General features: G+C 60.6%; 22 protein-coding genes and 3 pseudogenes. 9 read left to right on the top strand and 16 right to left on the bottom strand.

Going from position 1 to position 26,409, the window contains the following annotated elements:
- The 5 genes and pseudogenes from SO139_RS21435 to SO139_RS21415 all read right to left on the bottom strand — a co-directional run.
- Positions 1 to 658: pseudogene (locus SO139_RS21435) on the bottom strand (transposase); the annotation flags it as partial.
- Between the two features lie 175 nt (positions 659 to 833).
- Positions 834 to 2,126 (bottom strand): HlyD family type I secretion periplasmic adaptor subunit, encoded by a 1,293-nt coding sequence (locus SO139_RS21430; protein ID WP_449378909.1) that lies wholly within the window; start codon positions 2,124 to 2,126, stop codon positions 834 to 836.
- Positions 2,127 to 2,134: 8 nt separating this feature from the next.
- Positions 2,135 to 3,850: a type I secretion system permease/ATPase gene (locus tag SO139_RS21425; protein WP_449378910.1), complete on the bottom strand. Its 1,716-nt coding sequence runs from the start codon at positions 3,848 to 3,850 to the stop codon at positions 2,135 to 2,137.
- Positions 3,851 to 4,012: 162 nt separating this feature from the next.
- Positions 4,013 to 5,668 carry a hypothetical protein gene (locus SO139_RS21420; RefSeq protein ID WP_449378911.1) on the bottom strand — a complete coding sequence of 552 codons (1,656 nt, stop codon included), beginning with the start codon at positions 5,666 to 5,668 and terminating at the stop codon, positions 4,013 to 4,015.
- A gap of 25 nt (positions 5,669 to 5,693) precedes the next feature.
- Positions 5,694 to 6,002 carry a helix-turn-helix domain-containing protein gene (locus SO139_RS21415; protein WP_449379005.1) on the bottom strand — a complete coding sequence of 103 codons (309 nt, stop codon included), beginning with the start codon at positions 6,000 to 6,002 and terminating at the stop codon, positions 5,694 to 5,696.
- Between the two features lie 1,943 nt (positions 6,003 to 7,945).
- Between SO139_RS21415 and SO139_RS21410 the strand changes: the two genes are divergently transcribed.
- Together SO139_RS21410 and SO139_RS21405 are read left to right on the top strand one after the other, a co-directional pair.
- Positions 7,946 to 8,185 (top strand): hypothetical protein, encoded by a 240-nt coding sequence (locus SO139_RS21410; RefSeq protein ID WP_449378912.1) that lies wholly within the window; start codon positions 7,946 to 7,948, stop codon positions 8,183 to 8,185.
- Between the two features lie 44 nt (positions 8,186 to 8,229).
- Positions 8,230 to 8,451 (top strand): hypothetical protein, encoded by a 222-nt coding sequence (locus SO139_RS21405; RefSeq protein ID WP_449378913.1) that lies wholly within the window; start codon positions 8,230 to 8,232, stop codon positions 8,449 to 8,451.
- 49 nt (positions 8,452 to 8,500) lie between these two features.
- On the opposite strand, the gene SO139_RS21400 is transcribed toward SO139_RS21405, so the two are convergent.
- Positions 8,501 to 9,817 carry an alpha/beta hydrolase gene (locus tag SO139_RS21400; RefSeq protein WP_449378914.1) on the bottom strand — a complete coding sequence of 439 codons (1,317 nt, stop codon included), beginning with the start codon at positions 9,815 to 9,817 and terminating at the stop codon, positions 8,501 to 8,503.
- Between the two features lie 425 nt (positions 9,818 to 10,242).
- Positions 10,243 to 10,530 carry an usg protein gene (locus SO139_RS21395; RefSeq protein ID WP_449378915.1) on the bottom strand — a complete coding sequence of 96 codons (288 nt, stop codon included), beginning with the start codon at positions 10,528 to 10,530 and terminating at the stop codon, positions 10,243 to 10,245.
- 524 nt (positions 10,531 to 11,054) lie between these two features.
- Here SO139_RS21395 and SO139_RS21390 point away from each other — a divergent pair.
- From SO139_RS21390 to SO139_RS21360, 7 genes and pseudogenes are all read left to right on the top strand, one after another.
- Complete coding sequence (locus SO139_RS21390; RefSeq protein WP_449378916.1) at positions 11,055 to 11,435, top strand: recombinase family protein; 381 nt, start codon at positions 11,055 to 11,057, stop codon at positions 11,433 to 11,435.
- A gap of 8 nt (positions 11,436 to 11,443) precedes the next feature.
- Positions 11,444 to 11,740, top strand: coding sequence for a hypothetical protein (locus SO139_RS21385; RefSeq protein WP_449378917.1), 297 nt, complete (start codon positions 11,444 to 11,446; stop codon positions 11,738 to 11,740).
- A gap of 388 nt (positions 11,741 to 12,128) precedes the next feature.
- Positions 12,129 to 12,278: pseudogene (locus SO139_RS21380) on the top strand (IS110 family RNA-guided transposase); the annotation flags it as partial.
- Positions 12,279 to 12,530: 252 nt separating this feature from the next.
- Positions 12,531 to 13,274, top strand: a complete 744-nt coding sequence (locus SO139_RS21375) for a (Fe-S)-binding protein (RefSeq protein ID WP_449378918.1) — start codon at positions 12,531 to 12,533, stop codon at positions 13,272 to 13,274.
- 35 nt (positions 13,275 to 13,309) lie between these two features.
- A pseudogene (locus tag SO139_RS21370) lies at positions 13,310 to 14,823 on the top strand (lactate utilization protein B).
- Positions 14,820 to 15,431, top strand: a complete 612-nt coding sequence (locus SO139_RS21365; protein ID WP_449378919.1) for a LutC/YkgG family protein — start codon at positions 14,820 to 14,822, stop codon at positions 15,429 to 15,431. Before SO139_RS21370 ends, SO139_RS21365 begins: the two are co-directional and overlap by 4 nt.
- A gap of 26 nt (positions 15,432 to 15,457) precedes the next feature.
- Positions 15,458 to 15,958, top strand: a complete 501-nt coding sequence (locus tag SO139_RS21360) for a hypothetical protein (RefSeq protein ID WP_449378920.1) — start codon at positions 15,458 to 15,460, stop codon at positions 15,956 to 15,958.
- Between the two features lie 137 nt (positions 15,959 to 16,095).
- Here SO139_RS21360 and SO139_RS21355 read toward each other — a convergent pair whose 3' ends face one another.
- The 9 genes from SO139_RS21355 to SO139_RS21315 all read right to left on the bottom strand — a co-directional run bounded on the left by SO139_RS21355 (position 16,096) and on the right by SO139_RS21315 (position 26,387).
- Positions 16,096 to 16,797: an HpcH/HpaI aldolase family protein gene (locus SO139_RS21355; RefSeq protein ID WP_449378921.1), complete on the bottom strand. Its 702-nt coding sequence runs from the start codon at positions 16,795 to 16,797 to the stop codon at positions 16,096 to 16,098.
- Between the two features lie 12 nt (positions 16,798 to 16,809).
- Positions 16,810 to 17,613, bottom strand: coding sequence for an SDR family NAD(P)-dependent oxidoreductase (locus SO139_RS21350; protein WP_449378922.1), 804 nt, complete (start codon positions 17,611 to 17,613; stop codon positions 16,810 to 16,812).
- Positions 17,614 to 17,622: 9 nt separating this feature from the next.
- Entirely contained in the window at positions 17,623 to 19,305 is a 1,683-nt protein-coding gene (locus SO139_RS21345) for a hydantoinase B/oxoprolinase family protein (protein WP_449378923.1), read from the bottom strand.
- Between the two features lie 12 nt (positions 19,306 to 19,317).
- A complete protein-coding gene (locus tag SO139_RS21340; protein ID WP_449378924.1) occupies positions 19,318 to 21,384 on the bottom strand; it encodes a hydantoinase/oxoprolinase family protein in 2,067 nt (688 codons plus the stop codon).
- A 244-nt stretch (positions 21,385 to 21,628) separates the two neighbouring features.
- The gene (gene nac / locus SO139_RS21335) at positions 21,629 to 22,567 is read right to left on the bottom strand and encodes a nitrogen assimilation transcriptional regulator NAC (protein WP_449378925.1); all 939 of its coding nucleotides are present in this window, start codon (positions 22,565 to 22,567) and stop codon (positions 21,629 to 21,631) included.
- Positions 22,568 to 22,662: 95 nt separating this feature from the next.
- A complete protein-coding gene (locus SO139_RS21330) occupies positions 22,663 to 23,871 on the bottom strand; it encodes an aspartate transaminase (protein ID WP_449378926.1) in 1,209 nt (402 codons plus the stop codon).
- Positions 23,872 to 23,900: 29 nt separating this feature from the next.
- Positions 23,901 to 24,641 (bottom strand): branched-chain amino acid ABC transporter ATP-binding protein, encoded by a 741-nt coding sequence (locus SO139_RS21325; RefSeq protein ID WP_449378927.1) that lies wholly within the window; start codon positions 24,639 to 24,641, stop codon positions 23,901 to 23,903.
- Positions 24,634 to 25,404: an ABC transporter ATP-binding protein gene (locus SO139_RS21320; protein WP_449378928.1), complete on the bottom strand. Its 771-nt coding sequence runs from the start codon at positions 25,402 to 25,404 to the stop codon at positions 24,634 to 24,636. The genes SO139_RS21325 and SO139_RS21320 overlap by 8 nt, the downstream gene beginning before the upstream one ends.
- Positions 25,401 to 26,387: a branched-chain amino acid ABC transporter permease gene (locus SO139_RS21315; RefSeq protein ID WP_449378929.1), complete on the bottom strand. Its 987-nt coding sequence runs from the start codon at positions 26,385 to 26,387 to the stop codon at positions 25,401 to 25,403. The genes SO139_RS21320 and SO139_RS21315 overlap by 4 nt, the downstream gene beginning before the upstream one ends.
- Positions 26,388 to 26,409 lie beyond the last annotated feature (22 nt).

Here is a 26,409-nt window from a genome sequence, read left to right as displayed (position 1 = left end):
ACAGCGTCTCGTTGAGCAGTTCGTCCCGTAGCCGGCCATTGAAGCTCTCGATGAACGCATTCTGCATGGGCTTGCCCGGCGCGATGTAATGCCAGCCGACGCGGTTTTGATCGGCCCATGTCAGGATGGCGTTGCTGGTGAGTTCGGTGCCGTTGTCGCTGACCACCATCCTGGGCTTGCCGCGCTCGGTCATCAGCCGGTCCAGTTCCCGTGCTACCCGGGCGCCCGAGAGCGAGGTGTCAGCCACCAGCGCCAGGCACTCGCGCGTGCAATCATCGACCACGGTCAGGATGCGGAAGCGGCGGCCATCCGTGAGTTGATCCGACACAAAGTCGAGCGGGGCCATCGGCACCGTCATCGGCGCCCGGGTCCCAAGGGCCCGCTTGTGGCCGCCGCGGCGGCGTTTTCATTCCCACGAGATCCTTGAGCGCCGCATTGTCCAGCATGGCATCAGCCAGCAACCGCTTCAGCCGTGTGTTCTCGTCCTCCAGCGTCTTCAGCCGCTTGGCCTCCGACACCCGCCGAACTTGGCCTTCCATTTGTAGATGCTGGCGTCGCTGACGCCGTGCTCGCGGCACAGATCGGCAACCGAAACCCCGGCCTCATGCTGCTTCAAAATCCCGATGATCTGCTCTTCCGAAAAGCGGCTACGCTTCATGCTCTGGTCCTTGTTTGGGCCAGAGCGAACTTCAATCTGGATTAAGCCTGTGGGGCAAGGTCACGAGTATGCCGGCAGGCACCATCGTCAAGCTCGGAAGCAATGGCGGGAACCTCTTGAGCGCCATGAAGATCGGCACCATCGTAAGTCTTCGGGAGGATGGCGCTTGCTCTGATCACTTCTCCCGCATGACGCCTCGCAGACGGTCTTTGAGCGGGCGGACCAAATAATCAAGAACCGTTCGCTCGCCGGTGGGGAAAATCACGTCCGCAGGCATTCCAGCTGACAAACGATCCTTAACGAACGACGGTATGTCATCCACGACAACTTGTGCAAGGAAGTACGGTTGTTTGGTTTGTTCGTCTATGAGGCGATCGCGGGAGATACTCTCTACCTCCCCCACAATGATCGGAAGGATACGCGCTTGAAATGATGAGAACCTGACTTCCGCGGGCATACCAGGCTGGAGGTTTTCCGTATCCTGTGGTTGCACGTGCGCCTGCACAATGAGGGCGTCGTGCTCGGGGACCACATCGACCATGGGCTCACCCGGTTTGACGACTCCGCCAGAGGTAAAGACCCGCAGATTTTGCGCAACGCCTGTGCTTGGAGACAAGATGTCCACGCGAGACAGGACGTCCTGCGCGACTCTTACTTTCTCACGAAGATCATTGATCTTCTGTCGCGTTTCGAGCATCGAGCTAGCAATATCCTCCCGGAACTTTTGGCGAAGTTGCCGGATCTGCAGACGCGCTTCTTCGATGCCGTTGCGGGCCTTTGATTCATCCGCCATTGAGCGTCCAAGCAAACCTTCCAGGCGGCTCCTTTCGCGCTCGAGCGCCATCAATCGACTTTTCTGGGTTAGCTGATTTTCAAACAAGTGACGGACGTCAACCAATTCTTCATTGACATACTTGAGCTGATTCGCGGTTCCGCTTCTCTCCTGCGTTAGACCTTCGATCTCCGATCGATATTGATCGATCTTGGCGTCAAGTATTTGGACCTGACCTTTGAGGGAGCCGCACCTCTCGTGAGATTGAGCCACTTGATCGGCAATTGCCCGCTTGACGTTCGGATCGTCGGCGCGATCAAGCAGCTCCTTGGGAAATGCTATTTCGTCCTGGCCATCCCGTTCAGCGATCAAACGCGCTTCCTGGGCGATCGACGAATCCAGCTGGTTTCGCTGCAGCTCATATCCAGCCTTTGCTTGCGTAAGGTCCAGTCGGAATAAGACCTGCCCGGCTTGGACGTGTTGTCCCTCGCGAATGCGGATTTCGCGAACGATACCACCCTCCAGATGCTGGATGGTCTTGCGGTTGGTTTCCGCGGACACAACTCCGGTGGCGGTGATCGCACTATCCAGCCGAGCAACGGCAGACCATCCACCTAGAACGAGAAAAGTGCCGACTATGACGACGTAGCCGGCTGTGGCTGGGACCCTCCAGTCCGGAACGGAATTCTTACGCATCGTCGCACCTATCGGACGGCTGTTGCAGCACTGGCGACCGCCGCGATTTTCGGACCGCCCATCAATCTAGAAAGAATCTCAACGCGACCGCCGAACGCCGACACCCGTCCGGCTGCAAGCACGAGCACTTTGTCCACCGCGGCAAGCATCGCGGTCTTGTGCGATATAACGACAACGGTCGAGTGCGCTCGCTTCAGCGCCTGGATCGCCTCCATCAGGGCCGCTTCGCCTTCCGAGTCCAGGCTCGCATTTGGTTCATCGAGTATCACGATCGGTGGCTTTCCATAGAGCGCGCGAGCCAAGCCTATACGCTGCCGCTGTCCACCCGATAGGATAAGTCCGCCTTCGCCTACCTGGGTATTGTAACCATCGTGCAAGCCTTGAACCAACTCGTGAACTCCAGCCATTTCGGCCGCAGAAAACAACTTCTCTTCGTCATGCTCGCCGAACCGGGAAATGTTTTCTGCAAGCGTGCCGGAAAACAACTCAATGTCTTGCGGAAGATATCCGATATAGGGGCCAAGCTGATCGCGATTCCAATGAGCCAACTCAGATCCGTCAATTCTGACTTTCCCAACGGCGGGTCGCCACACTCCAACCAACGCTCGTGCCAAGCTGGACTTACCTGCTGCGCTCGGACCTATAATTCCCAAGACTTCACCAGGCTGCAGGGCGAAAGAGACTTCGCGGATAACGGGCTCCTTTGCGCCGGGGGGGATTACGAGAATATTCTCGACTGAGATCCGGCCCTGGGGCGGACGAAGAGTGATTTTTTCGCCTTCCTCGGGAAGCATTTTCACAAGATTGCTTATCCGCTCGTATGCAGAGCGAGCTGCCAGGAATGTCTTCCATTGTCCGACGGCTATTTCGACCGGGGCAAGCGCGCGCCCCATGATGATCGAGGCCGCAACCATTGCGCCGGCCGAAGTCTCCTGATTGACCGTCAAATACGCACCAACTCCGAGTATCGCGATCTGGAGAAACGCTCGAACGAACTTGCTGAATGCCACAAGAAAACCGGCCCGATCACTTGCGCCCGCCTGCAATTGCAGGCCTTCACTATGTCGATCGGACCAACGGTCCCGTAAGCCCTTGAGCATGCCCATGGCATAAAGCACGTCAGCGTTCCGGAACGTCGCTGCTGCGTACGAATGGGCCAGGACCGAATTGCGAGAGGCGTCCTTCAATTGATTCCGCGTCAATAGCTCGTTGGCCAACGCTAACGCAAAAATGAGCAATGCCCCCACACCAGCAACGTAACCGAACCAGGGATGCATAATGAAACATCCAGCGACGAACACAGGAACCCAAGGCGCGTCGCAGAACGCTATGAGGCCTGTGCCAGTAAGGAACTCGCGAATTGTATCGAGGTCTCGTAAAGCCTGCGCATGGTTTGTGCCCGGCTGAACAATCGTGCCGCGCAGGACCGTATCAAACAACGGGCTCTTTGCCTTTTCGGCGAACAGAAGGCCAAGCCTAACAAGGACAGACGATCGGATTTTCTCCAGAGCTGCATACACGATCAGGAGAAAGCCCGCGATGATGGTCAGCGCGACCAGCGTGCCGATGTTTCGACTGCCCAAAACCCGATCGTACACCTGGAGCATGTAGAGGGGGCCCACAAACGCCAGCAGATTTATGAAAAAGCCAAAGACAATAGCGGTTGCGAAGCCAGGGCGAATAGCCTTGGACGCGTCGGCTAAAAACGATGGACGCTTAGACATGGGCGACTAATTTCCTGGAGGCTGGTAGTCTCAATGCCTCATTGAAAATATTTCGACAGCTCCGCAGCCCTCTTTGCTGCTTACGTGACGGCCGCGACAATCGACTGTTGTCTCCTCCAACCATCAGGCAACTCATAAAATGGCTGATAGGCTTGGTCGATCTCACGCCAGGGTAGTTGTAGTGTGGTGCACATCAATTCCGACGATGCTGAGCGTCGAGCCATCCGACACGCACGCTTCGTGATCGGGTTGAGCCTGGTTGGCGGTCACATCACCCGGCAGAGCGGCATAGTTCACCTGAGCGGCGGGCGCGCCGGTTGCCGTGAGCTGGTTCGCCAGAGCAGCGGGCCCGCCGGTCGCCGTGAGCTGGTTCACCTGAGCGGTCGGGTCGCTGATCGCCATGACCTGGCTCACCTGAGTGGTCGGGTCGCTGATCGGCGTGACCTGGCTCACCTGAGTGGCCGGGTCGCTGATCGCCGTGACCTGGCTCACCTGAGCGGTCGGGTCGCCGGTCGCCGTCACCTGGCTCACCTGAGCGGTCGGGTCGCTGATCGCCGTGACCTGGTTCACATGAGCGGTCGGCTCGCCGGTCGATGTGACTTCGGGCTGTACTTGCAACACCGGCGCTTGGATCGCGTCAGCCACATGCACGGTGCTGGAGTGATTGTCGGCCGCGACGGTCGTATCCGAATGCTCAACCGCTGTGGTCGGCGCCGTCGAAACATGCTGAGGAGAGGCATGGTCCGGCGTCAGATTTGACGGGGCGGAGGAACTGACAGAATTGGAGGCGACGGTTATCAGTTCCCTGGCGACAATCGGAAAGCCGTCACCCTGCAGGTGAAAATCCGCCAACTTCAAATCGAGATCATGCTCGGCACGGACTACGTCATTCCCGGAACAGGCAGCCACACTATCGTGATGAGATGACTCGGGAGCGGGACCAGACGGCTTGGCCACCAGGCCGGCAATCGCCGGCTCATTGAAGTGGTGAACAGCGTCTTGCCCGTCAAGATGGAGCGCCGCCGCAGTCAAGACGGACCGATCATCCGTGCCGTGAAACGCCTGAAAATTTTGCAGCAGGCTGTCGTCAGCAAGCGCCTGTCCGATATGTGGACAGTGCTCTCCGTGAGCGGGCTGTGCATGATCGAGTGACACGAGGTCATCAGACGGCTTGCTAACCGAACCGCCTATCGCCAGGCTGTCCCAAACTGAGGCGATTACGATTGCGGAATATGTCGCCGCCAGATCGTGACGATCGAGGAACCATCCGAACGACTTCTCCGGCCGGCTACCGTCGTCGGCAGTCGCATTCAGTTCACTGCTCTTGACGTAGCCCGTGACCACCAGGGCGGCCAACAGTGTGGCGGGATGCAAAAAAACGGTCGATCGCGACGAATGCTGCTTCGGCAAAACGTACGGATGGGAATCCAGCAACTCCCGCACCAACCTCTCGAAGTTTCGGCCGCGAAGCACTGCTTCAGTGAAATTCGAAGCGACAACGTATTCGCCGCCGATGCGGGCAAAGTGAACGATTACCTCTTCGTTGTCTTGCCGGAAGAAAACAAACCAGGGCTCGCCCTCATCGGTGAGCCCACGATCTGTTGAAATCCCAACTCCGGATTTTGTCAGGGCATCTTCCACCCTGTAGAATTCCGCCAGCTCCGGTTGGCTCCAATCGCCGCGCTCGCAGGCCCGAAAAAAGGTAAGAACCTGATTACTTTGCAGCATGAAAGTACTCAGCCCAATGGTGAACTCGCTACGTAACAGCAACCGCTCATCGTAGATGCGGCCAAGCTCCCCCAGGGCCGGAAAGTACAATCGAAAGTGTTGATGCCCCTAGTGCCTACCCCTTGTTGCTCTTTCCAAACAATATCGAATGGGTGACCGGATCATAGCACCTGAGGAGATTTCTGACGAACAACTTCGGCTCTATGCCCAAAACCTCGGCCCACACCAAATATCGGTCGGGGGGTATCCGGCCGCGGCCTGACTCCAATTGAGAGATGAAGGTGTAATAATTCCCCCCCACCTTCTCAGCCATCTGGCGCTGCGACAACCCCCGCTTTTCCCTCAGCCCTTTGAGCCAGAGGCCCGCCTCTTTACGCAACTCAACAACCGCTGGCGATGAAATTTCCTGATGGTTCGAATACATCACTCCACCAATGAAATTGCCCCAAATCACTGGCCGGCGGGGCGTGAGAAAAACGGTCAATCGTGTATAGTGTTTTTGCTACCAATTGTAAATATCCCTGACGCCTGGAATGTCTCTCCGTGAGAATACGGACGTGGGGCGGAGGTCTATCCTGCACTTCAATACAAAGAAAAACACCAAGCGCGTTGATCTGATCAGAGCGGCGGTGGCAAACTCGGTCCAAGGTGCAAGCCGGGCATCCCAACAAGCCAACGGCTCAGGCAGATCCTGCGCCGCGACTACCCGGACCGTGACCATCCGAAGCTGCTCGAGCACGCCGTTGACCAGCCCGCAAACGCAGCAGCAACGACGGTTCGTAAGTCGCACGCCGGCTGGGATGACCTTCTAGCCCAACGAATCGATTCCCGGATTTGTGAGCCACCACGGAGGAGCCGCAACGCTGTCGCGCGGCTTCCACTCTCATTCGCCATTGTGGTGTCGAATCTGCGCACTACGGCCAGCAGCGACGTCGGAAAGTACGAGCCCTAATCGCACCGTTTCCGAGTCGAAATATAGACTGCTCTATTTTGATTTTGGGAGGACCGCAGATTCCGCTTGCGTCGATAACTAAGGAGTATTAACTTCACTGTACACCAGACTGAAGTATTGCCTACCGTTCGCACTGTCGGTCCCCGCTTCGGTTTCGCCGGAGCGGGTCTGCCAAGGATGGAGGAAAGAATGGAACGGTTGTACCTGGGCATCACTGTTACCAGCACGTTCACGCTGGTCACGATGGCGCTGATTCTAGTGTTCATGCGATAAGGCCGTCTCAAGTTGCTGGCAGTCTCGTCTTTATTCTGGGGCGGCATGAGTGTTGCTCATATCAAGGCAAACAAGATGACGCGTCAACCAGCACGATGGCCCCTTCGTCAATCTATTTTGCTAGGAGCTTTTCTGTGAGTAGTTGTAGCCAAAGTTTTTCTCCTGAGGCTTTGCTTCGAAGCGTCCACGAATTGGCCGAACGTATTTCTGAACTTCGCGATCTTCGAAGCCGGGTGCGGGAGGCCGAAGAGAGAGCGCGTGCCAGACGGTGGCACACATCATCCAATCCAGGTACCTCATCCAATCCAGCCACCTCGAAGAGGCGGCTCTTCGAAGAACGGCAGCACCCGATTGTTCATATGAAATGGGCTCGCGGAGCGGGACCGGTTGAACGGCTTGTTAGTTGGAAACTGATCGCTCCTCGAAACGGACTGGAGGAAGGTGGTTAGGGGCCATTCTGCGGACGATCTAACGCGAACAAACAGTTTGGCAAGCCGTTGGCGCGGTTTGCCATGCCGACGCGTGCACGGGTGTTTTGTACGCACCACAGGGCAGCTAGTCGGCTGCCGTTCTTTTTGAAAGCGATATGACGGAATACTTCAATCTGAAGGCAGAACTTCGAACGAATTGGGACCGCGTCACCGGCCGGCGCCATACCAGCACCCGTCCTATGGACCCCGGTCTTGGCGAACGCGACCTAGAATCCGCGCATGCCGAAGCCGTTCGGCAGAGAGGCGACTACGGGGCGAGAGATATCGGCGTTCGCGGCGCGGACACGCGCAGATATCAGTAGTGAGAATGCTCGTCAGAGGAAATTCGTGGTCAATTGCTTTCGACATGTTGATCGGCGGGACGCAGCTTCCAAAGCGCGGGTCAAGCGGATCGTATCGGGACCTCGGCCTCGCAACGAATAGCAACGCCACTGCCATCGAACCGAGTAACCCGAGCAGTCAGGCAGGGTGCGAAGCACTGATCAAAACCGACCGCCGTCATGCAATTGGTCAAAGCAACCGTGGCCAACCCATTTCGCCTTGAATGGCCCCTCCCGAGAAGTCGGCGCGGGTACTTTCGCGAGCGTAGTTTAGTTGCCATTCGGCCCCGGCGGGAGGATGCTCTGGGCTGTGGGCACAATGGAGAGCTGCATGAGCAAGGGTCTCGACAATCGGCACCGCAACAAGGATGGCGAAATCAGCAGCAAACACGGAAACACCCTTGTCCGCACGCTGCGTAAAATTTATGGACAAGGTTTTGCCGCCGGGTATCCGGAAACCGCGCTACTAAGTGAGGTAATGCCTCAACTCAATGAGACTTCGTTGAGCCAACTCCGCCGCGATTACGAGACGCATCATTTAAAAAACAAGATCGCTCATGTATCGGAATAAAGGCACCGACTTGTCGAATCGGGGCTGAAGGTGAAGGCACCAAAATGAACCAGGTGAATGCCCGGCGCGAGATTATTCGCGAATGGCGTTCGCTTCCGAAGGAGCTGAGACAAAGGGACGAACAAGCCGCAGCGTTCGCGATGCAGATAAAAGACAAATACAATTCTCTAGCGATAGCGCAGACCCATATCAAACCGTCTTGGGTTGGCTTTGAGTTACCCATCGCCTCCGCGCGGGCCTGGAGTGAAAGACGGCGGAGCGCCTGAGGCGACTTTCTTTCGCGGGTGATGACCAACGTAAGCGCTGTTGCCGTCGTCAGGGATTCGGATAGCCCTTCCACAACCACTCTAGCGCCGCCGGCAGGGTTTGCGCAACCGTCGAGCGGTCGACATGCTTGGCGTTGCGCGCGAACAGGAACTGGTAGTGGTAGCCCTTCTCCGCCAGCACCTTAGCCATCAATTCGGCGGACAGCGTCCAGTCGTGCATGCCATCGGGGATCGTCGGGTTGGGATAGAACAGGTCCTGATCGCCCATCTCGAACCAGTAACGGATCGGCTTGGTGGGCGCGCTGGGGATCAGTGGCACGCCGGGCGGCTCCGACGGCGTGAGCACACCCGCCTTGACGGTGAGGTTGGGACCGGCGGGCCCCGCCCATGGGCTGTGATATTCCCACGCGCCGCCGCGCAGCGCCGGATTGTACGGCCATTGTTGGTTCACCATCGTCGGCGAATAGGCCAGCACCCGATGATAGAGTTCAGGATGAAACCACGCCATGGTGAAGGCCGCCGTGCCGCTCGAGCTTAGTCCCATGGTCGCGCGGCCCTCGGGGTTCTTGGTGAGTTCTACGCCGGCATTCTGCTCGACCAGCGGCAACACCTCGCGCTCGACAAACTGCGCATAGGTCCCCGACACCGTGTCGTATTCGCGCCCGCGCTGGGCACCCTGCGCGTCCTGCCCGCCATTGCCGATCTGAATCGAGACCATCGGCGGCACGCGGCGCTGCGCGATCAGATTGTCGAGGGTGGTGTTCATGTCCTTCCAGGCCATCGAGCCACCGTCACCCAGCACGATGAACGGCGCCTCCGTGCCGGACACATATTGCGCCGGGACATAAACCTCGATCGTGCGCGTCCAGGTGCCGGGATGGCTGGTTGTGACGATCATGTTTGACTTGTCGCCCGGCGCCGTCGTCGCGATCATGATCGAGCTGTTGCCGCAGCCCGCCACATCGTCGCGGATCAGGCCGGGGTTGTAGATCACGCTGTCTTTCGACGAGAGGGTGAACGACGTAACCTTGCCGCGCGGCACGCCCTCCTTCGCCACCGTCTCAGGCGCGGGCGCATGCGTCGGGCCGATGATGAAGTTGCCCTCAGCGCCGGCCGGCGGCAGCGTGCCGTCGGAAAGCTCGGTTGCGCGCGGATAGTTCGGGTTGGACGGATCGCGCGTGGGTGGCGCCGTCTTGAAATCGAGGCCTGTGGCGTCGATGAAGAAGGGAGCCGTCTTGTCAGAGGTGTTGGCGCCGGGGGGAACGGCCATGTTCTGGGTGACGCAGGTCGATTGCGCGAGGGCGGCGGGCATGAGCGAAACGACAGGGATCAGCGCCCCCGCGAGGACAGCCAACAATTTGCGCATCGTCTTCTCCCGGCGAAGACGAGTCTCATTGGCTCGCCTTTACGGGAACTATGACGAGCGGCCGGAGGACGGTCAAGCATGGCCCCTAATGGCCGTCATACTTCCGAAAGCGGAGTATCCAGTGACGCCCCGGCGCGGGGTATCGCAGACGACATTAAGCGCTCAGGGATCACAACGGTGCCGAGGGAGCCGCATCGCGACCCTTGATCAGGTCCAGTGCGAGGGCATCGATAGCCTGCGTCAGCAAAGCAGACCGTTGCTGAGGAGCCAACGATTTTGCCTGCTTCATGAGCCGGCGCATCGATCAGGAGCGCGTGCGAACGGAACAGGCCGGTCCCAGCAGCGAGCAGAGCGATGAACACGAGTGCTGAAATCATCAGACGCTTCATATCTCCAGCTTGCGCGCGCCTTTGGCCACCACTTGCTCAATGCAACCTGAACACGCCATCGACGGCGCGCAGTTCAGCCGGCTTGATCAGCCTGGAATGCGCCACGGTGACCGAGAACAAGGGGCCGTCGAGCTTCTCCCGCCAGAAGGCGAGGAAATCCTGCAGCGCCGGAAATTTCGGAAACAGATCGTAATTCTGCCAGACATAGGTCTGCAGCAGCGAGCGATGATCCGGCAGCCGATAGAGGATACTTGCCGTCGTCAGCCCGTATCCCATCACTTGTTTCCGAAAATCCTCGGAAGCAATCCCAACCCGAGAAGCCATGCCAATCTCCATTCCCTCCACGCTGGTCCGTCCCAGCAGATCATCTTCGCCGTCGCGGCCTGACACCCCCTTATCGCTCCCGAAGCGTTCGCCATCAGTGATGGCCGTCACTGTGATGCGACGGGGCTTTTGAAGTCGGTGAGGCCACCAACTGGAGGGCGCTTCAACCCGAAGAAGCGGTGGCAGCGTAAGCGTGCGTGAGGGGATGATATGAGCGCTCGCTTTCAATCGTCTCAGGTTGAGACGATTGAACCATCGCAGGAGTGGCAGAGCGCTAAGGACATCCGTGGAGATAACGACTGAAAGGCAAGCGGTGACCGTTGCCGTTCAATCGCTCCGCTCATTCAGCGCATATCACGAAAAGCAGCCAACCGAACACGATTGCGACCCCCGCGAGCGCAACGAGAAAGTAGAAGCTATCCCGCGTCATCGTGTCAGCCTGGGTGAATACGATTGCTGAAGGTAAGGCGTAATGGCTGACGCGGTCCTTACGCCGTCGTTCAATCTCAGGTGAAAGGGATGTTATGGCACCGAACAGCGGTAAATTCGTCGCCTACTACCGGGTCAGTACGGCGCGGCAAGGCAGAAGCGGCTTTGGCCTTGACGCGCAGCGGCAGGCCGTCAAAACCTATCTGGACGGCGGCGATTGGCAGATCGTTGGCGAGTTCTCCGAGATAGAGAGCGGTCGCAAATCCGGCCGCCCCGCATTGGAGAAGGCATCGGCTGCGGCCCGGTTGCATCGCCCACCGCTCATCGTCAGCAAGGTGGATTGGCTCACGCGCTCGGTTGCTTTCCTGTCGCGGCTGCTCGAAGCTGGCGTTGATGCGCGCTTTGCCGATCTGCCGAAGATCGAAGGTGCGACCGGCCGCTTCCCTTACAGCAAATGGTGGCCGTTGCCGAGCTAGAGGCTGGCATGATCAGCAAGCGCACCAAGGACGCGCTGGCGGCGGCGAAGCGGCGCAGGGTGAAACTCGGTGGAGATCGCGGCGTGAGGCCAACCGCAAGGGCCTGTAAGCTGCTATCGAGGTGCAACGTGAGCGCGCGGCGGCAAGGCAGCGGATATCACGCCAATTATTGCGGAGCTGCGGGCCAGCGGCGCAACGAGCTGAAGGCGATTGCAACCGGTCTTACCAAGAAAGGCATTGCAACCGCACGCGGCAAGAACTCATGGACCGAGACGCAGGTCGCACGCGTACTCGAACGCCTGTGAGCCGCAACGTCACTAGGGAACGCACGCGGCATCCCCACCGCGCGCGGATCAGGTGATTGGTCGCCGACGCATGAGACGCGCGCTCGAACGTCAACAATAATCGAAAATAATACTCGCTACCTCCCCTGCGTACCACGCCTACGTCGAAGATCGATGGGTAGACCCCTGCAATGAGCATGGAACAAAAGTTCTTTGCCCCGTCACGTTGGCGACCATGAACGCGGGGGGCTCATTTACGAGCGTTACCGGCCCGCTCCTCATCAAGAACGGACCAGGGTGTCAATCGGCGCGCAAATATTGCAGACGATGACGTAATTGCGGTCGGCGCTCGCGGCACGAAAGATCCGCTATCTTCAGGCCTTCGCAATCTTTTGAACCGGAGGGGGCTATGAAACAGTATGTTGGGCTGGAGGTCTCGCAAAAAGAAACTTCAGTATGCGTTGTCAACGAAGTAGGTCAGGTCTTGTTCGAGGGGAAGGCGAAGTCCGACCCTGGAGCGCTCACCGCGCTGCTACGCAAGCGGGCGCCACATGCGGAGCCCTTCTATGCAGCCTCAATCGTCTTTGCGACCGCCTTCCTGACGCTCGCGATTTCGTTCTGGCCGTACATGATTTCCGTTCTCGATCCGGATCGAGGACGCGGCCGCACCCGCCTCGAGCCTGGCTTTCATGTTCTGGGCGGGCGTCTTCGTGTTTCCGCTGATGCTGATCTACACAATGATCAACTACATCGTCTTCCGCGGCAGAGTTAAGCCGTCAGCAGGACATTACTGAACCGAAGGGAGTTGAAGATGCAGATCGGACTGTTTGTACCCTGCTTTATCGACGCCTTCTTTCCGGAGGTCGGTATTGCCACTCTGGAGCTGCTCGAGCGCTTCGGTCATGAGGTCGTCTATCCACGCGACCAGACCTGCTGCGGCCAGCCGATGGCCAACAGCGGCTTCAACGCCGAGTGCGCCGACACCGAAGCGCTGTTCGTGCGCAATTTCTCGGAGTTTGACTACGTCGTCGCTCCGTCCGGCAGCTGTGTCCATCACGTGCGGAACGACTTCGATGCGATTGAGCAGACAGAGGAAGTGAAGGCGCTCCGACAGCGCACCTACGAACTTGTCGAGTTCCTGCATGACATCCAAAAGGCCGAAGCTTTTCCCTGGGCGCGGTTTCCGCATCGCGTTGGCTTGCATAACAGCTGCGGCACGCTGCGACAGCTCAAGCACGCAAAACCCTCCGAACTGCGCGAGCCGTTCTTCTCCAAGCCGCTTGATCTGCTCTCCAAGGTCGAGGGCATCCAATTCGCGGCCCCGGCACGGCCGGACGAGTGCTGCGGGTTCGGCGGCACCTTTTCGGTATTCGAGGAAGCCGTTTCGACGAAGATGGGTTACGATAAAGTGAGCGATCACGCGCGAGCCGGAGCCGAATACATCGTTTCGGCCGACTCCTCCTGTCTGATGCATCAGAGGGGCTGCGCCGAGCGGATCGGGATCCCGCTCAAATTCATTCATATCGCGCAGATCCTGAACGGAGCGAGCGCATGAGCACCAAGACAGAACCGACCACTGGTGACTGTGGGATGCTGCATCCCGAGTTGCTCGCGCGGGACGATCAGGACGCGATCTATCGCGACGGGCGTCGCCTGGACCATGCCGAGGGCAGCTCCAAGCCGCTGCGACCAAGCGCCGAGCGTCAGCCGCGCGGGGCGAAGATTCACGGCAACCGTCCGGTGGATCAGGCCGAAGCGGCCGCGCGGTTCATCGCGGCACCTCAGCACGAGAAGATGCACGACGAGCGGCTGTGGGACCTCCGACAGAAGCGCGACCGGGAAATGGAGCACATGCCGGAGTGGGAAGAACTGCGCTCGCTCGCGTCGGCGATCAAGGAGCACACGCTGACCCATCTCGACGAATATCTGGAGCAGTTCGAGGCAAACGCACGCGCGAATGGCGTCTATGTGCACTGGGCCCGGGACGCGGTTGAGCACAACAAGATCGTTCACGGCATTCTCAGGGACCACGGTGCCAAGTCACTGATCAAAAGCAAGTCGATGCTGACAGAGGAGTGGATTCCGGCACTATATGGCCTCGGTCGGCATCGAGGTGATCGAGACCGATCTCGGCGAGCGCATCTAGCAACTCGACAACGAAGACCCAAGCCACGTGGTCGTTCCGGCGGTCCACAAGATGCGACGTGGCCGACGTGTTTGCGAAGACCATCGGGACGGATCCGAACAATAGTGACGTGCATTATCTGGCCGAGGCGCAGCGCGAGGCGACGCGGCCCTTGATCCTGGCGGCGGACGCCGGCATGACCGGTTGCAACTTTGCCGTTGCAGAGACCGGCAGTGTCGTCGTCTGCACCAATGAGGGAAACGCCGATCTCTCGGCCAACGCGCCGAAACTGCACATCGCCTCGATCGGGATCGAGAAGACGATACCCCGGCTGGAGCATCTCGCCGTTTTCGTACGGATGCTGTCGCGCAGCGCGCTCGGGTCGCCGATCACCCAGTATACGTCACACTTTCGAGGGCCGCGGCGGGGCGGCGAGATGCACGTGGTCCTGGTGGACAATGGCCGGTCCGCGCGCCTCGGACTGGAGGAATTCTGGACCTCACTGAAGTGCATCCGCTGCGGAGCCTGCATGAACACCTGCCCGGTCTACCGGCGCAGTGGCGGCCTGAGCTACGGCGCGACCTATTCGGGGCCGATCGGGCTCATCATCGACCCGACCTTCAATGCGCGCAAATACAGCAACCTGCCGTTCGCATCCACGCTGAACGGTAGTTGTACCAACGTCCGCCCCGTGAAGATCAACATCCACGAGCAAATCTACGCCTGGCGGCGAGAGCTCGTGAAGCAGCACGAGGTGCCGTTCGTCAAGAAGGCCGCCATGAAAGCCGCGGGCGAGTTGCTGTCGCGTCCGGCAGCCTACCGCGCTGCGATTGCCGCAGCCGATGCGGTGCTGCCCCATCTTCCACGGTTCGTGATCTACAATGGTCTCAATGCCTGGGGCAAGGGCCGCGAAATCCCGCATGCGCCCAAGCAAACGTTCCACAGTTGGTATCGTATAAACCGGGGAGAGAAAAAATGAGCAGCCGGGAAGACATTCTTGCCGCCATTCGAACCAACCGTCCTAAAGCCGAGCGGCCGCTACCCGTCGTTCCCTTGTTCGATCCGCCCGAGCCCGTGGCCCTTCTGGCAACATTCAAGACAAGTTTGGAGCGCATGGGCGGCATATTCCTCGATCCGCCAGTCGGCGGGGACGAGCTCCAGGCGGCGCGCGACAAAATTGGCACGGCGAAAGTCGTTTGCTCGGTGGTGCCGGAGCTTGCAGGCAATCGCGACCTTGCGGACGTCTATTCGCCTGTCGACCTGGCGGATGTCGATTTCGCAATCGTGCGCGCTTCCTTTGCCGTTGCTGAGACCGGCTCGGTTCTCCTGAGCGAGCGCGATCTGGAAGTCAATGCCTTGGCATATCTCGCGCAGCACATCATCGTTCTGCTTGATCCCGCCGACATCGTTCCAAATCTCCATCACGCCTATCGACGCCCTGAGTTCCGGTCGGGACATTACGCGTCATTCAATACCGGACCATCGGCAACCGCCGATATCGAAGGCGTCCTAATACATGGCGCGCAAGGAGTGCGATCCTTGTCTGTCGTGCCACTTGCAAGGCGCACGGCTGAACACCGTGTGTAGATCGATTTTGGCTTTGAGGTGAAGCGATGGATGGGACCTTGGTTTCCGCAGCGGCCGGCCTTGGCGGAGCCGCGATCGGGGGAGCAATGTCTTTCCTGGGCTCGTGGGTCGCACAACAGAAGCAGCTGCGTGCTCAATGGTTTGTCCAGGACAGACTGCGAAGGCAAGATCTCTATAAGGAATTTGTCGAGGCGGCGTCCAAGTCTTACGTGGATGCGCTCCAACATGACAAGCCCGACATTGCGTCGATAGTGGTCCTGTACGAGAAACTGAGCCGAATGAGGATCATTTCCTCGCCGGCGGTGCTTTCTGCTGCTGAACAGGCCCTCAGGCGGATTATCGATACCCTGCTCCAACCCGGAATATCGCTGACGAGCGAGAGCGTTCGCGAGATGTTTGAAACCGGCTCTGCTGATGTTCTCCGGAGCTTCGGCGAAGCATGCCGCGCTGAATTCGATGCGCTCCGCGCTCAACAGTTCAAGGCGTGGGCCGTACGAACGAAGGTTTGGGAGAGGCCGGTCGCTTAAGGCGCGCAACGCCTTGCGCGATTGCCGGAAAAAGATCCGATGCCTTGCGAGGATCCCGTGACGAGCGCGCGCCTGCCGGCGAGGTTGAACAATTCAAATGGCAAGGGAGACCTTCTTCAGCGCGGCGATGGACGCGGCTATCGGCCGAGCAGCTTCTTCACGCCGGCAAGGCCGACGCGAAGGAACGGATCGGAATGAATGTAGAAATACCGCACGCCCTGCTCCAGCCAGGACGGCAGCTCGTCGGAGGTCACCAGCGTGCCCGCGATCTTGCCTGCGGCGCGAATCTTCTTCACGGCAAATCCCACGCGCTCGATCACAGCTTGGGGCCGGGACTGGCCGAACGGAGGCGCCGGCGGATATCCCATGTTCTGGGACAGATCGCCGGGTCCGATGAAGAACACGTCGATCCCATCCACCGCGAGCAGCTCATCGATGTCATCGATCGCTTTCGGCGTCTCGATCATCGCGATGATCAATCGCTTCTCATGGTCGGCGGGACAGGCGTAGCGGACGGCGTCGACGATGGCGCGCGCCTGGTCTGCGGTATCCACCATAGGAACCATGAGACCGTCGGCGCCGGCGTTGAGATAGCGGATCAGGAGTGGCCGCTCGTGGGAGTGCGGGCGAACGATGGCCGCTCCACCCGCCCCGCGAATGGCCTGCGCGGCGGCGCGCACATCCTCGAAGCTCCAGGTACCGTGCTCGCAATCGACGAAGATGGCATCTGCGCCAAGCTCGACCAGGCGCACCGCCAGTCCCGACGAAGCATGGTGGGGCGTGAGCATGGTGACCGCCTCGCCCTTGGCAAGACGCTCGCGCAGTTTGGCGCCGTTCATGGGAGATCCTTTCTAACGCTTCGGCTGGTCTTTCAGGCCTTCCGGCGCACCGACCCACCGGGCCGTCTCGATGTCTGCGGAGGTATCGCGCATGAAGGTCGGGCAGATGTGCAGTTCGGGGATCACGGCGCCCTTTTGCAGGCTGGCGCAGAGCAGCACCGCGCGCGCGACGTCGTGCGGATTGAGCATCACAGCACGTTCGCTATCCGCCGGCGGTCGCGCGCGATTATTCATGATCGGCGTGTCGGTCTCTCCCGGCAGGATCGTCGTCGCGCGAATGCCCTGGTTGCGATAGGTGTTGTGCAGGAAGGTCATGAAGTTCTTAACGCCGGCCTTGGCCGCACCGTAAGCGGCACCACCAAGCAGGTTCGGGTTGACGACCGCCAACGAGGAGACGGTGATGATCGTACCCTCCCTCCTGGCGATCATGTCCTCCAGCACGGCCTGGGTCAGGTTGAACACCGCGGTGAGATTGACGTTCACCGTGGCGTTCCACTCGACCTCGCTGATGAAGCGCGCGTTCAGCACCTTGCTGGCACTGCCCGCGTTGTTCACGAGGATGTCGACCGATCCGAGATTGTTCTTGACCCAGCCGACCGTCTCCAGGATCGCCTCCCGTGAGGCGACATCGAGCGCACGGGCAACGGCCTTGCCGCCTGCTTTCTCGATCGCCGCGACAACCTCCTCCAGCGGCGCGATCCGGCGGCCAGTCAGGACGACCGTCGCGCCCTCCTGGGCCAGGAGGATCGCGGTCTCTCGGCCGATTCCCGTCCCTGCGCCCGTGACGAGCGCGATCTTTCCGTCGAGCAGGCCCATTCCGTACCTCTATTCGGCAGCGGTCGCCGCCAGACTTGAGCGTCGATAGCCGTAAGTCTGCCTCGCTGCCGCTGGCGTAATCAACCCTTCGGCCAGATCGAGTTCGACCGCTGCAGGGCTACGCTCACTGGTTTGTCCCCATCCGCCGCCACCGGGCGTCTCGACCTCCAGCCGATCGCCGGTCCTGAGAACGACCTTGCCCTTGGGGAACTGCGGTTCGCCGTTCCTGGTCACCTTGCCGGCGCTGCCGGATTGGCCGCCCACGACGCCGAAGCAGGGATGACGCACCCGCTCGGAAGCGAGATAAATGCTCATTGGATTACGTCCGCGGTTGCGCAGCACGACGCGCTGGCCGAGGCCACCACGACTCTTGCCCGCGCCGCCGGAATCCGGAATCAGCTCCTTGCATTCTGTGAGCACCGGCACGGCAATTTCGAACATTTCGACCGCCGTCACCTTGCAGTTGGACGGAAAGCTCAGGGTGTCGAGACCATCGTACGCGGCACGAGCTCCCTGTCCGCCGTGAAAATTCTGGACGGAGCTGTATTGCGAGCCGTCGTCGCGCTGACCGACGCAGTTCGCAGCCCAGATCGGCGCGCCGCCGCTATCGCCCATCACGAGACCAGGCACGACACCCTCCAGCGCCTTGAAGATCAGCGACGGAATCACATGGCCGATCAGGTTTCGCGAATTTCCGGCGGTCCACTGCTCCGGGTTGAGGATGGAGCCGAGCGGGGCTTCATCGGTGATCGGCGTGATGCAGCCCTCGTTGTTGGGCGTATCGGGGTCGAGCAGGCACTTCAGCGCATAGACGGAATGGGCGTAGCGATAGTTGGTGCGACAATTGATCGAATGAAGGATCTGATCCGAGGTGCCGGCATAGTCGACGTGAATGGAGTCGTCGCGGACGATAACCGACGCCTTGAGCTTCACATCTGCGTCGTACCCGTCGAGCAGAACTTCCGCTGAGTACGTCCCGTTCGGCCATTGCCTGATGGCCTTGCGCGTCTGCGCTTCGGATCGCGTATGGATGGCGTCCGCGAGCTCGTCGATGCCATCGAGATCATACTCGTCCAGGAACTTCACGAGCTCGCGTCCCATGACGTTGTTGGCAGCAACCATGGATTCGAGGTCGCCCATCACTTCGGTCGGGAGGCGAACGGACGCAGCGATGATATCCAGCACGTCCTTGTTGAGAACGCCTGCTTTGTGCAGCTTCACGATGGGAAAGCGAATGCCTTCCTCGAAGATGTCGCTGGCCTCGGAGTGCAACGGGCGGCCGCCGACATCGGGCAGATGGGCGATCGAGCCCGCATAGGCCACGATCTTGCCCTTCCTGAATATCGGCGTGATCATGGTCACGTCGGGGAGATGACCCGTGCCGATCTCGGGATCGTTGGTGGCGAGGACGTCGCCCTCCTGCAGGCTTTCCGGTGGAAACTTCGGCAGAAAGTATTTTTGCGCGGCCATCGGCAGCGACGTGATGAACACCGGGATAGACCAGGTGCACTGGGCGAGCGCGCGGCCGCGGCTGTCGAGCAGCACGGTCACATAATCGTGGTTCTCGCGCACGATCGGCGAGAACGCCGTGCGCCCGAGAACGATGTCGGCCTGGTCGGCGATGAAGATCAGGCGATTCCACATCACTTGAAGGTTGATCGGATCGTTGAAATCGGCTGCATTCACGGACATGCGCGGCTTCCTCTAGGCGATGTTGATGACGAGATTGCCGTGGGCATCGACGTGAGCCCTGCCGCTCGGTCCGACGACCGCGGTGGACTCGCGCTGCTCGACGATGGCCGGTCCCTCGATTTCCTCGCCGACAGGCAATTTGTAGTGGTCGTAGACCGCCGTCTCGGCGTACCCGCCGAGCTCGTTGAAATACACCGGGCGCGAGCCGTTCTTGGCCTGGGCAGCTTCCCTGCTGTGCGGACGCGTGACCTGATCCTTCTCGCCGCTGGAGCGCAGGCGCCAGGTGATGACCTCGACCGACGAACCGGCAACGGTGCGGCCGAACAGCTCGCGGTACAGCTTGTAAAAATTGGCGAGCAGCTGCTCCAGGAATTGCTTTGCGGGAAGATTGCGATCCGGCAAGGCGACCGTGATCTCGTGCCCCTGGCCGACGTGGCGCATGTCGACCGTGTAGGTGTTGGTGATCGTCTCCGGTGCGACACCGGCTGCGATGACGACTTCTGCGCCCTGCGCCGCAAGGTCGCCGAGCAGGCGATCCATGGTGGCGAAATCCCAGTTGTCGACCCTCATCGGAAAGCTTGCCGACAGATCGACCGCGACCGGCGCGATGAGCAGCCCGATCGCCGATGTGACGCCGGCGCCGGTCGGGCAGATCACGCGCTTGATGCCAAGCTTGCGCGCGATGCCATAGGCGTGCACCGGACCCGCACCGCCGAAAGCCACCATCGGCAGGCTGCGCGGATCGACGCCGAGATCGGTCGCATGTACCGCGGCCGCCTTGCTCATGGACTCGTTGACGAGGTCGTGGATGCCCCACGCGCAACGCGGCACGCTGACGTCGAGGGAAGCCGCGAGCTTGGCCATTGCCGCCTCGGCCGCATCCTTGGACACCTTGAAGGAGCCGCCGACGAAGGATTCGGTCCCCATATAGCCGAGCAGAATGTCGGCGTCGGTCACCGTCGGCTCGGTGCCGCCGCGCTGATAGGCAGCGGGGCCCGGAAGCGCGCCGGCCGAGCGCGGTCCGACATCGAGCAGGCCGAGTGGGTTCTTGGCGGCGATCGAGCCGCCGCCGGCACCGATCTCGATCATGCGGATCGACTGGATCTTTAGTGGAAAGCCGGAGCCCTTGCGAAAACGATGATAATGCGCGACTTCGAGGTCGGTGCCGACCGTCGGCTCGCCATTTGGAATCAGGCACAGCTTGGCAGTGGTGCCGCCCATGTCGAAGGACAGCACGCTGCCCTCGCCCGCGATGCGGCCGAACTCGGCCGCTGCGACGGCGCCCGCCGCCGGTCCCGATTCAATCAGGCGCACGGGCAGCTCGGCGGCGCGGCGGCTCGGCACGAGGCCACCGGACGAGGTCATCCACAGGACCTGGCGATTAATGCCTTTGGCGGCGAATTCGCGCTCGAGATGCGCGACGTGGCCCGACATCTGCGGGCGCGTATAGGCGTTGACCACCGTGGTCGAAGCGCGGTCGAACTCGCGAACTTCCGGGCACACCTCGGAGGACAGCGAGACGAAGATGTCGGGATTCTCTTCCCGCAAGAGCGCCGCGATGCGCTGCTCGTGAGTCGGATATTTGTAGGCGTGGAGCAGGCAGACGGCGACGGACTTGATGCCGTCGTCGCGCAGCCGGCCGGCAATCTCGCGAACCGTTTCCTCCTTCAGCGCCGTCACGATGTCGCCATCGGCCGAGATGCGCTCGACCGCACCATAACTGTCGGCGCGCGTCACCAGCGGATCCGGATATTTGAGGTTCAGATCGTAGAGATCGTAACGTCCTTCATTGCGGATGCGCAGCATGTCCTGAAAACCGGATGTCGAGATGAAGCCGGTCTTGACGCCCTTGCGTTCGAGCACTGCGTTGGTAACGACGGTGGTTGCGCCTAACACCTGGAGCTTGTCGAGGTCGACAACGTCACCGAACTGCTCGAGCAGCTCGGACACACCACGAACCACGGCCTCGGCCGGGTTGTTCGGGGTGCTCAGGACCTTGTGCAGATGCAATTCGCCGGTGTCGTCGAGAAGCGCGAAATCGGTGAAGGTTCCACCGGTATCGAATCCAAGCTTAGCCATCTTTTTCCTCGAAGCGATCGTCATCAAGACGACGCTGGTCCGTCGAATTTTCCCTGCCGACGCACGGTCAAAGCATGGAGTCGAGATTGCGGATTCCACGTATTTCGAGGGTAGGAAATGTGCCCTTGGCCGGCCACCACAACTCCGGTCTGCCGCCATAGGTTTTGTTTATGGCTTCAAGGACGCAAGCACATTCGCCTTAAGCACGTGGTGCTCGCGTCCTCGAAGTGATCCGGATTTGAGGCTAGACCGCCCGAATGCCCTGCGGATGGTTTCGCATCAGCTTCTCGACCACGGTCAGAAGCACCGCTCGCGTGGCAAGCGCCGGCTCCGACAGCGGCAAATGATCGGACACGCACAGCGAAACGGTGGCCTCAATCGCCGGGCGGACGAGCCGCCGGACTTCGACACCCGCAAAGCTCGATGCGCTCGCTGCGACGGATGCCGGCAAGATGGTGGAGCCGAGCCCCTCCGTGACCGCCGCGCCCAGCGCGGAGACGGACTCGATCTCAGACACGACGTTTGGTGTCACCCTTGCCCGCGCCAGGGATTCATCGATCAGCCGGCGCAGAAAATGCCCCTGGCTCGGCAGCAGAAGCTTGACGTCGGCAAGCGCGGAAAGCTGGAGCGGCTCATCCACGGATTTCTTCGCGGCCGGATCCGCGCGCGACACCAGATACAGCTCCTCCCGGAACAGCGGCTGGAGTTTCACGCCCTTGATCGGACCGGACCCGTAGATCATGGCCATGTCCATCTTGCCGGTCATGATGAGCTCGCTCAGCACGTGGCCGAAACTGTCGTTGATGTGGACGATGATCTGGGGATGGAGCCTGGACATCTCCTTGAGCAGCGGCAGCGACAGCGTGCTGGAGGCCGAATAGGTGGCAAGCCCGATCGACACGCGTCCGGCCAGCGCCTTGGTCGATTGATCGATGTCGATCTGCGCCTGCTCGATCTGCTTCAGCAGAAGTTGGGCATGACGATAGAGAATGAGGCCGGCTTCGGTCGGGACGATGCCCTGATTGCTGCGCAGCAGCAGCTTGTGCTTGAAATGACTCTCGAGAGCGGCGATCTGCTGCGAGAGCGCGGGCTGCGCCGTCCGCAACAGACCGGCCGCCCGCGAAACGCTGCCGGCGTCGACGACTTTGACAAAGCTCTTCAGCTTCCTGAAATCGACGCTCATGTGTGCGGAACGCTGCCCCTCGATGTACCTGGGTTGGCAATATCCTCTATCTAGGTCGTTGATTTCAATGAGATTCTTTGCAAGACCCCAGGCGTTCAGCGTAGCGCCTTACAGGCCTTCCCGATGCGGTCGCAGGCTTCCTTGATCGCCTCCATCGAGGTCGCGATCGACAGGCGGAAATAGGGTGACAATCCGTAGGCTGCACCCTGCACGGCAGCGACACCGACGTCATCGAGCAGGTACAGCACGAAATCGAGATCGTTCTCGATGACCTTTCCGCCCGGCGTCGTCTTGCCGATCACGCCGGCGCAGCCCGGGTAAAGATAGAAAGCCCCATCCGGGACGAGGCACGACAGGCCTGATATCGCGTTCAGCCGCGCACAGGCGTAGTCGCGCCGCTCCTTGTAGAGCTTGACGCTCTCGCGAACGAAGGATTGATCGCTGGTGAGCGCATGAGCTGCGGCGGCCTGACTGATCGACGACGGACATGACGACATCTGCGATTGCAGCTTGTTGATTGCGGCAACCAGCGGCGCAGGACCCGCCGCATAGCCGATCCGCCAGCCGGTCATCGCGTACGTCTTGGAAACGCCGTTGGTGAGGAGAATGCGCTCCTTCAATGCCGGCACGGCGGCCGCCAGCGTGGTTGCGGGTACGTCGCGATACCAGATCTGGTCGTAGATATCGTCGGATAGCACGAGCACGTTGGGATGCCGCAGCAGAACAGCGCCCAGCGCCTCCAGGTCCGATCGCAAATAGGCCGCGCCCGTCGGGTTCGACGGCGCATTGAGGATGAGCCACCGCGTCCGCGGCGTAATGGCGGCCTCGAGCGCATCGGCCGTCAGCTTGAACCCCTGGTTCTCGGAGCAGCGCACGATGACGGGCTTGCCGTCGTTGGCGATGACCATGTCGGGATAGGACACCCAGTACGGCGCCGGGATGATGACCTCCGTCCCCTCTTCCACGCTTGCCATCAGCGCCAGGAACAGAATCTGCTTGGCGCCGCCGCCGACGCAAATCTCATTGTCGGCATAGTCGAGCCCAAGGCGCCGCTTGTAATCGCCGATGATCGCCTTGCGCAGGGCGACGGTGCCGTTCACCGCGGTATATTTCGTCTCTCCGCGATCAATCGCATCGTGCGCTGCGGCCTTGACGTTATCAGGGGTGTCGAAGTCAGGCTCCCCGATCGCCATGTCGATGATGTCACGACCTGCTGCCTTCAGTTCACGAACGCGCGCGGACGCCGCGGTGGTCGGTGAGATCTTGATGCGGGAGACCCGCGCGGCGGGCACGAAAATCGTCACTTTGGTGGTCCTTCGCGTTGCAGATGACGTCAGTGTTCGACGTCGGTTTCGTCGCGCATGCGGCCGGTCAGGAACAATTCGCCCAACTCGTCGTGCGTGATATCCGCGGGCCGGCCGTCCCAGATTACCTTGCCGAGGCGGAGGATGACGGCGCGTTGGGCGACCGCCATGGCCTTTTTGGTGTTCTGCTCGACGAGCAGAATGGTCTGGCCGGCAGCATTGATGCGCAGCAGCTCATCGAAGACGTTCCCGATGGCCGTGGGCGACAACCCGACCGACGGCTCGTCGACCAGCAGGATCTTGGGTCGCTGCAGCACCGCCATCGCGACCTCGAGCAATTGCTGCTCGCCACCGGACATGTTTCCCGCCAGCGTATTGCGGCGCGTCTTCAGGATCGGAAACAGGTCGTAGACATAATCCCGCTCCGCCTTCACTTTGGCATCGCGCAAAGTGTAGGCGGCCATCTGGAGATTCTCGTCGACCGTCATGAGCGAGAAATTGCAGCGTCCCTGCGGGACCCAGGAGATGCCTTCGGCGAGAATCGCGCGGGACTTGTAGGCGCTGATGTCCTTGCCCTGCCAGTTGATGCTGCCGCCCTTGATCGTCGTCATGCCATAGAGCGTCTTGAGCAGCGTCGACTTGCCGGCGCCGTTCGGTCCCATCAGGGCGACGAACTGGCCTTGGGGCACGTCGAGATCCACGCCGTTGAGGATGTCGAGCAAGCCGTAACCCGCGCGCAGTCCCTTGATCGAAAGAGAGGGTTCAGCCACCGAGATAGGCCTCCCGCACCGCCTGGTTCCGGACAATCTCGTCGGGCGTGCCTTCCGCGAGCTTGCACCCTTGGTCGAGCACGACCACGCGCCTACACAGGCTCGTCACCACGTCGATGTTGTGCTCGATGATCAGGAAGCTGACGCCGAAAGACGTGTTGGCAAGGCGGATGCTGTCGACGACGCGTTCGATGAGCTTGGGGTTGATGCCGGCCATCGGCTCGTCGAGCAGGATGAGCTTTGGCTCGGGCATGAGCATCGAGGCGAACTGGATCAGCTTCTGCTGGCCGCCGGACAGCTTGCCCGCGGGCTGGAAACGCACGTCCCACAGACCCGCGATCTGAATCAGCTCCCGCGCCCGCTCCCGCAGTGCCGCCACGCGATTGCGGGCTGCCGCGCCGATCCCGAACGTCGACAGGATGCCGGGAAAGGTGAACATCTGGCCCGCGATGACGAGGTTTTCCTCGATGTCGAGCGCGCCGAACACGACCGTCTTCTGGAAAGACCGCAGCATGCGGCCCTCGCGCGCGATGTCGTTCAAGGACCAGCCCGTGATGTCCTGGCCATCGAGCTTCACCGCTCCCCCGTTGGGTTTCGCAAGCCCGGTCACGCAATCGAAGAAGGTCGACTTGCCCGAGCCGTTCGGACCGATCAGCCCGCAGATCTCGCCGCGATCGACATGGAGATCGAGGGCGTCCACCGCGCGGATGGCACCGTAGGATTTGCAGAGGCCGGAGATATCGAGGATGGGAAGGCCGGTCATTTGCGCCTCTCCAGGAATGACCAGAAGCGGCCGATCAGCGGTGCGAAGCCACTCGGGAACCAGAACACGAGACCGAACAGGAAGAAGCCGTAAGCGATCATGCGCAGTTCGGGCGCAACGCGAAGGGCTTCGGTGAGGCCGACGAACAACAGGCTGCCGAAGATGACGCCTGAGATGGTGCCGGCACCTCCTCCGAGGACGATGATCAGCATCGTGGTCGAATAGTACATCTGGAAGGTGAGCGGGCTGACCACGGTGAGGTAATGCGCATAGAGGCTGCCACCGAAGCCGGCAAACGCGGCACTGATCATGAAAACCAGCAGCTTGTAATGCCAAGTCGGGATGCCGACGGACTCGGCCAGCGTCTCGTTCTCGCGAATGGCGATCATGTTCCGGCCCGCCGGCGACCGCACGATGAGGTAGACAGCCAATGTCGCAATCGCAGCGATGGCGAGGACCAGATAATAGAAACCCACCGTTCCAGAGACCGTGAACGAGGCCGGCCCCAGCGCGAAATAAGGTTTCGGAATGGCCGCGAGCCCCATGTCGCCGCGTGTCAGGCTGATCCAGTTCTTGGCAATGGCCTGACCGATGATGACGAAACCCAGCGTACACATCACGAAGGATGTGGCGCGCAGCCTAAGTGCGGGAATGCCGAGCGGCAGCGCGATGGCGCCGGCGGCGATCCCGGCCGCCAGGAAGTTCACATAGAACGGCGTGCCGAAATGCACCGCCAGCAGCGCGGACGCATAGGCGCCGATGCCGAAGAATGCTGCCTGGGCGAGCGAGAGCAGCCCGGTATAGCCGAGCAGCAGGTTGAGGCCGTGCGCGGGCAGCAGGAAGATCAGCGCGATGATCAGCGCGTGCAGCGGATAGTTTCCGAGAAAGAGCGGTGCGATACAGGCGAGCGCGATCAGCGCGACACCGAACGGAAGTCGAAGATCCCGCGCCGTCGTCGGCAATGGGAGCTCGGCTGGTGTCATGTTCGGACCTCGCGCGATCTCG

The organism is Bradyrhizobium sp. UFLA05-89 (assembly GCF_059803475.1).
Note: the sequence above shows the minus strand (reverse complement) of the source record. Positions and strands in the feature narration are given on the sequence as shown.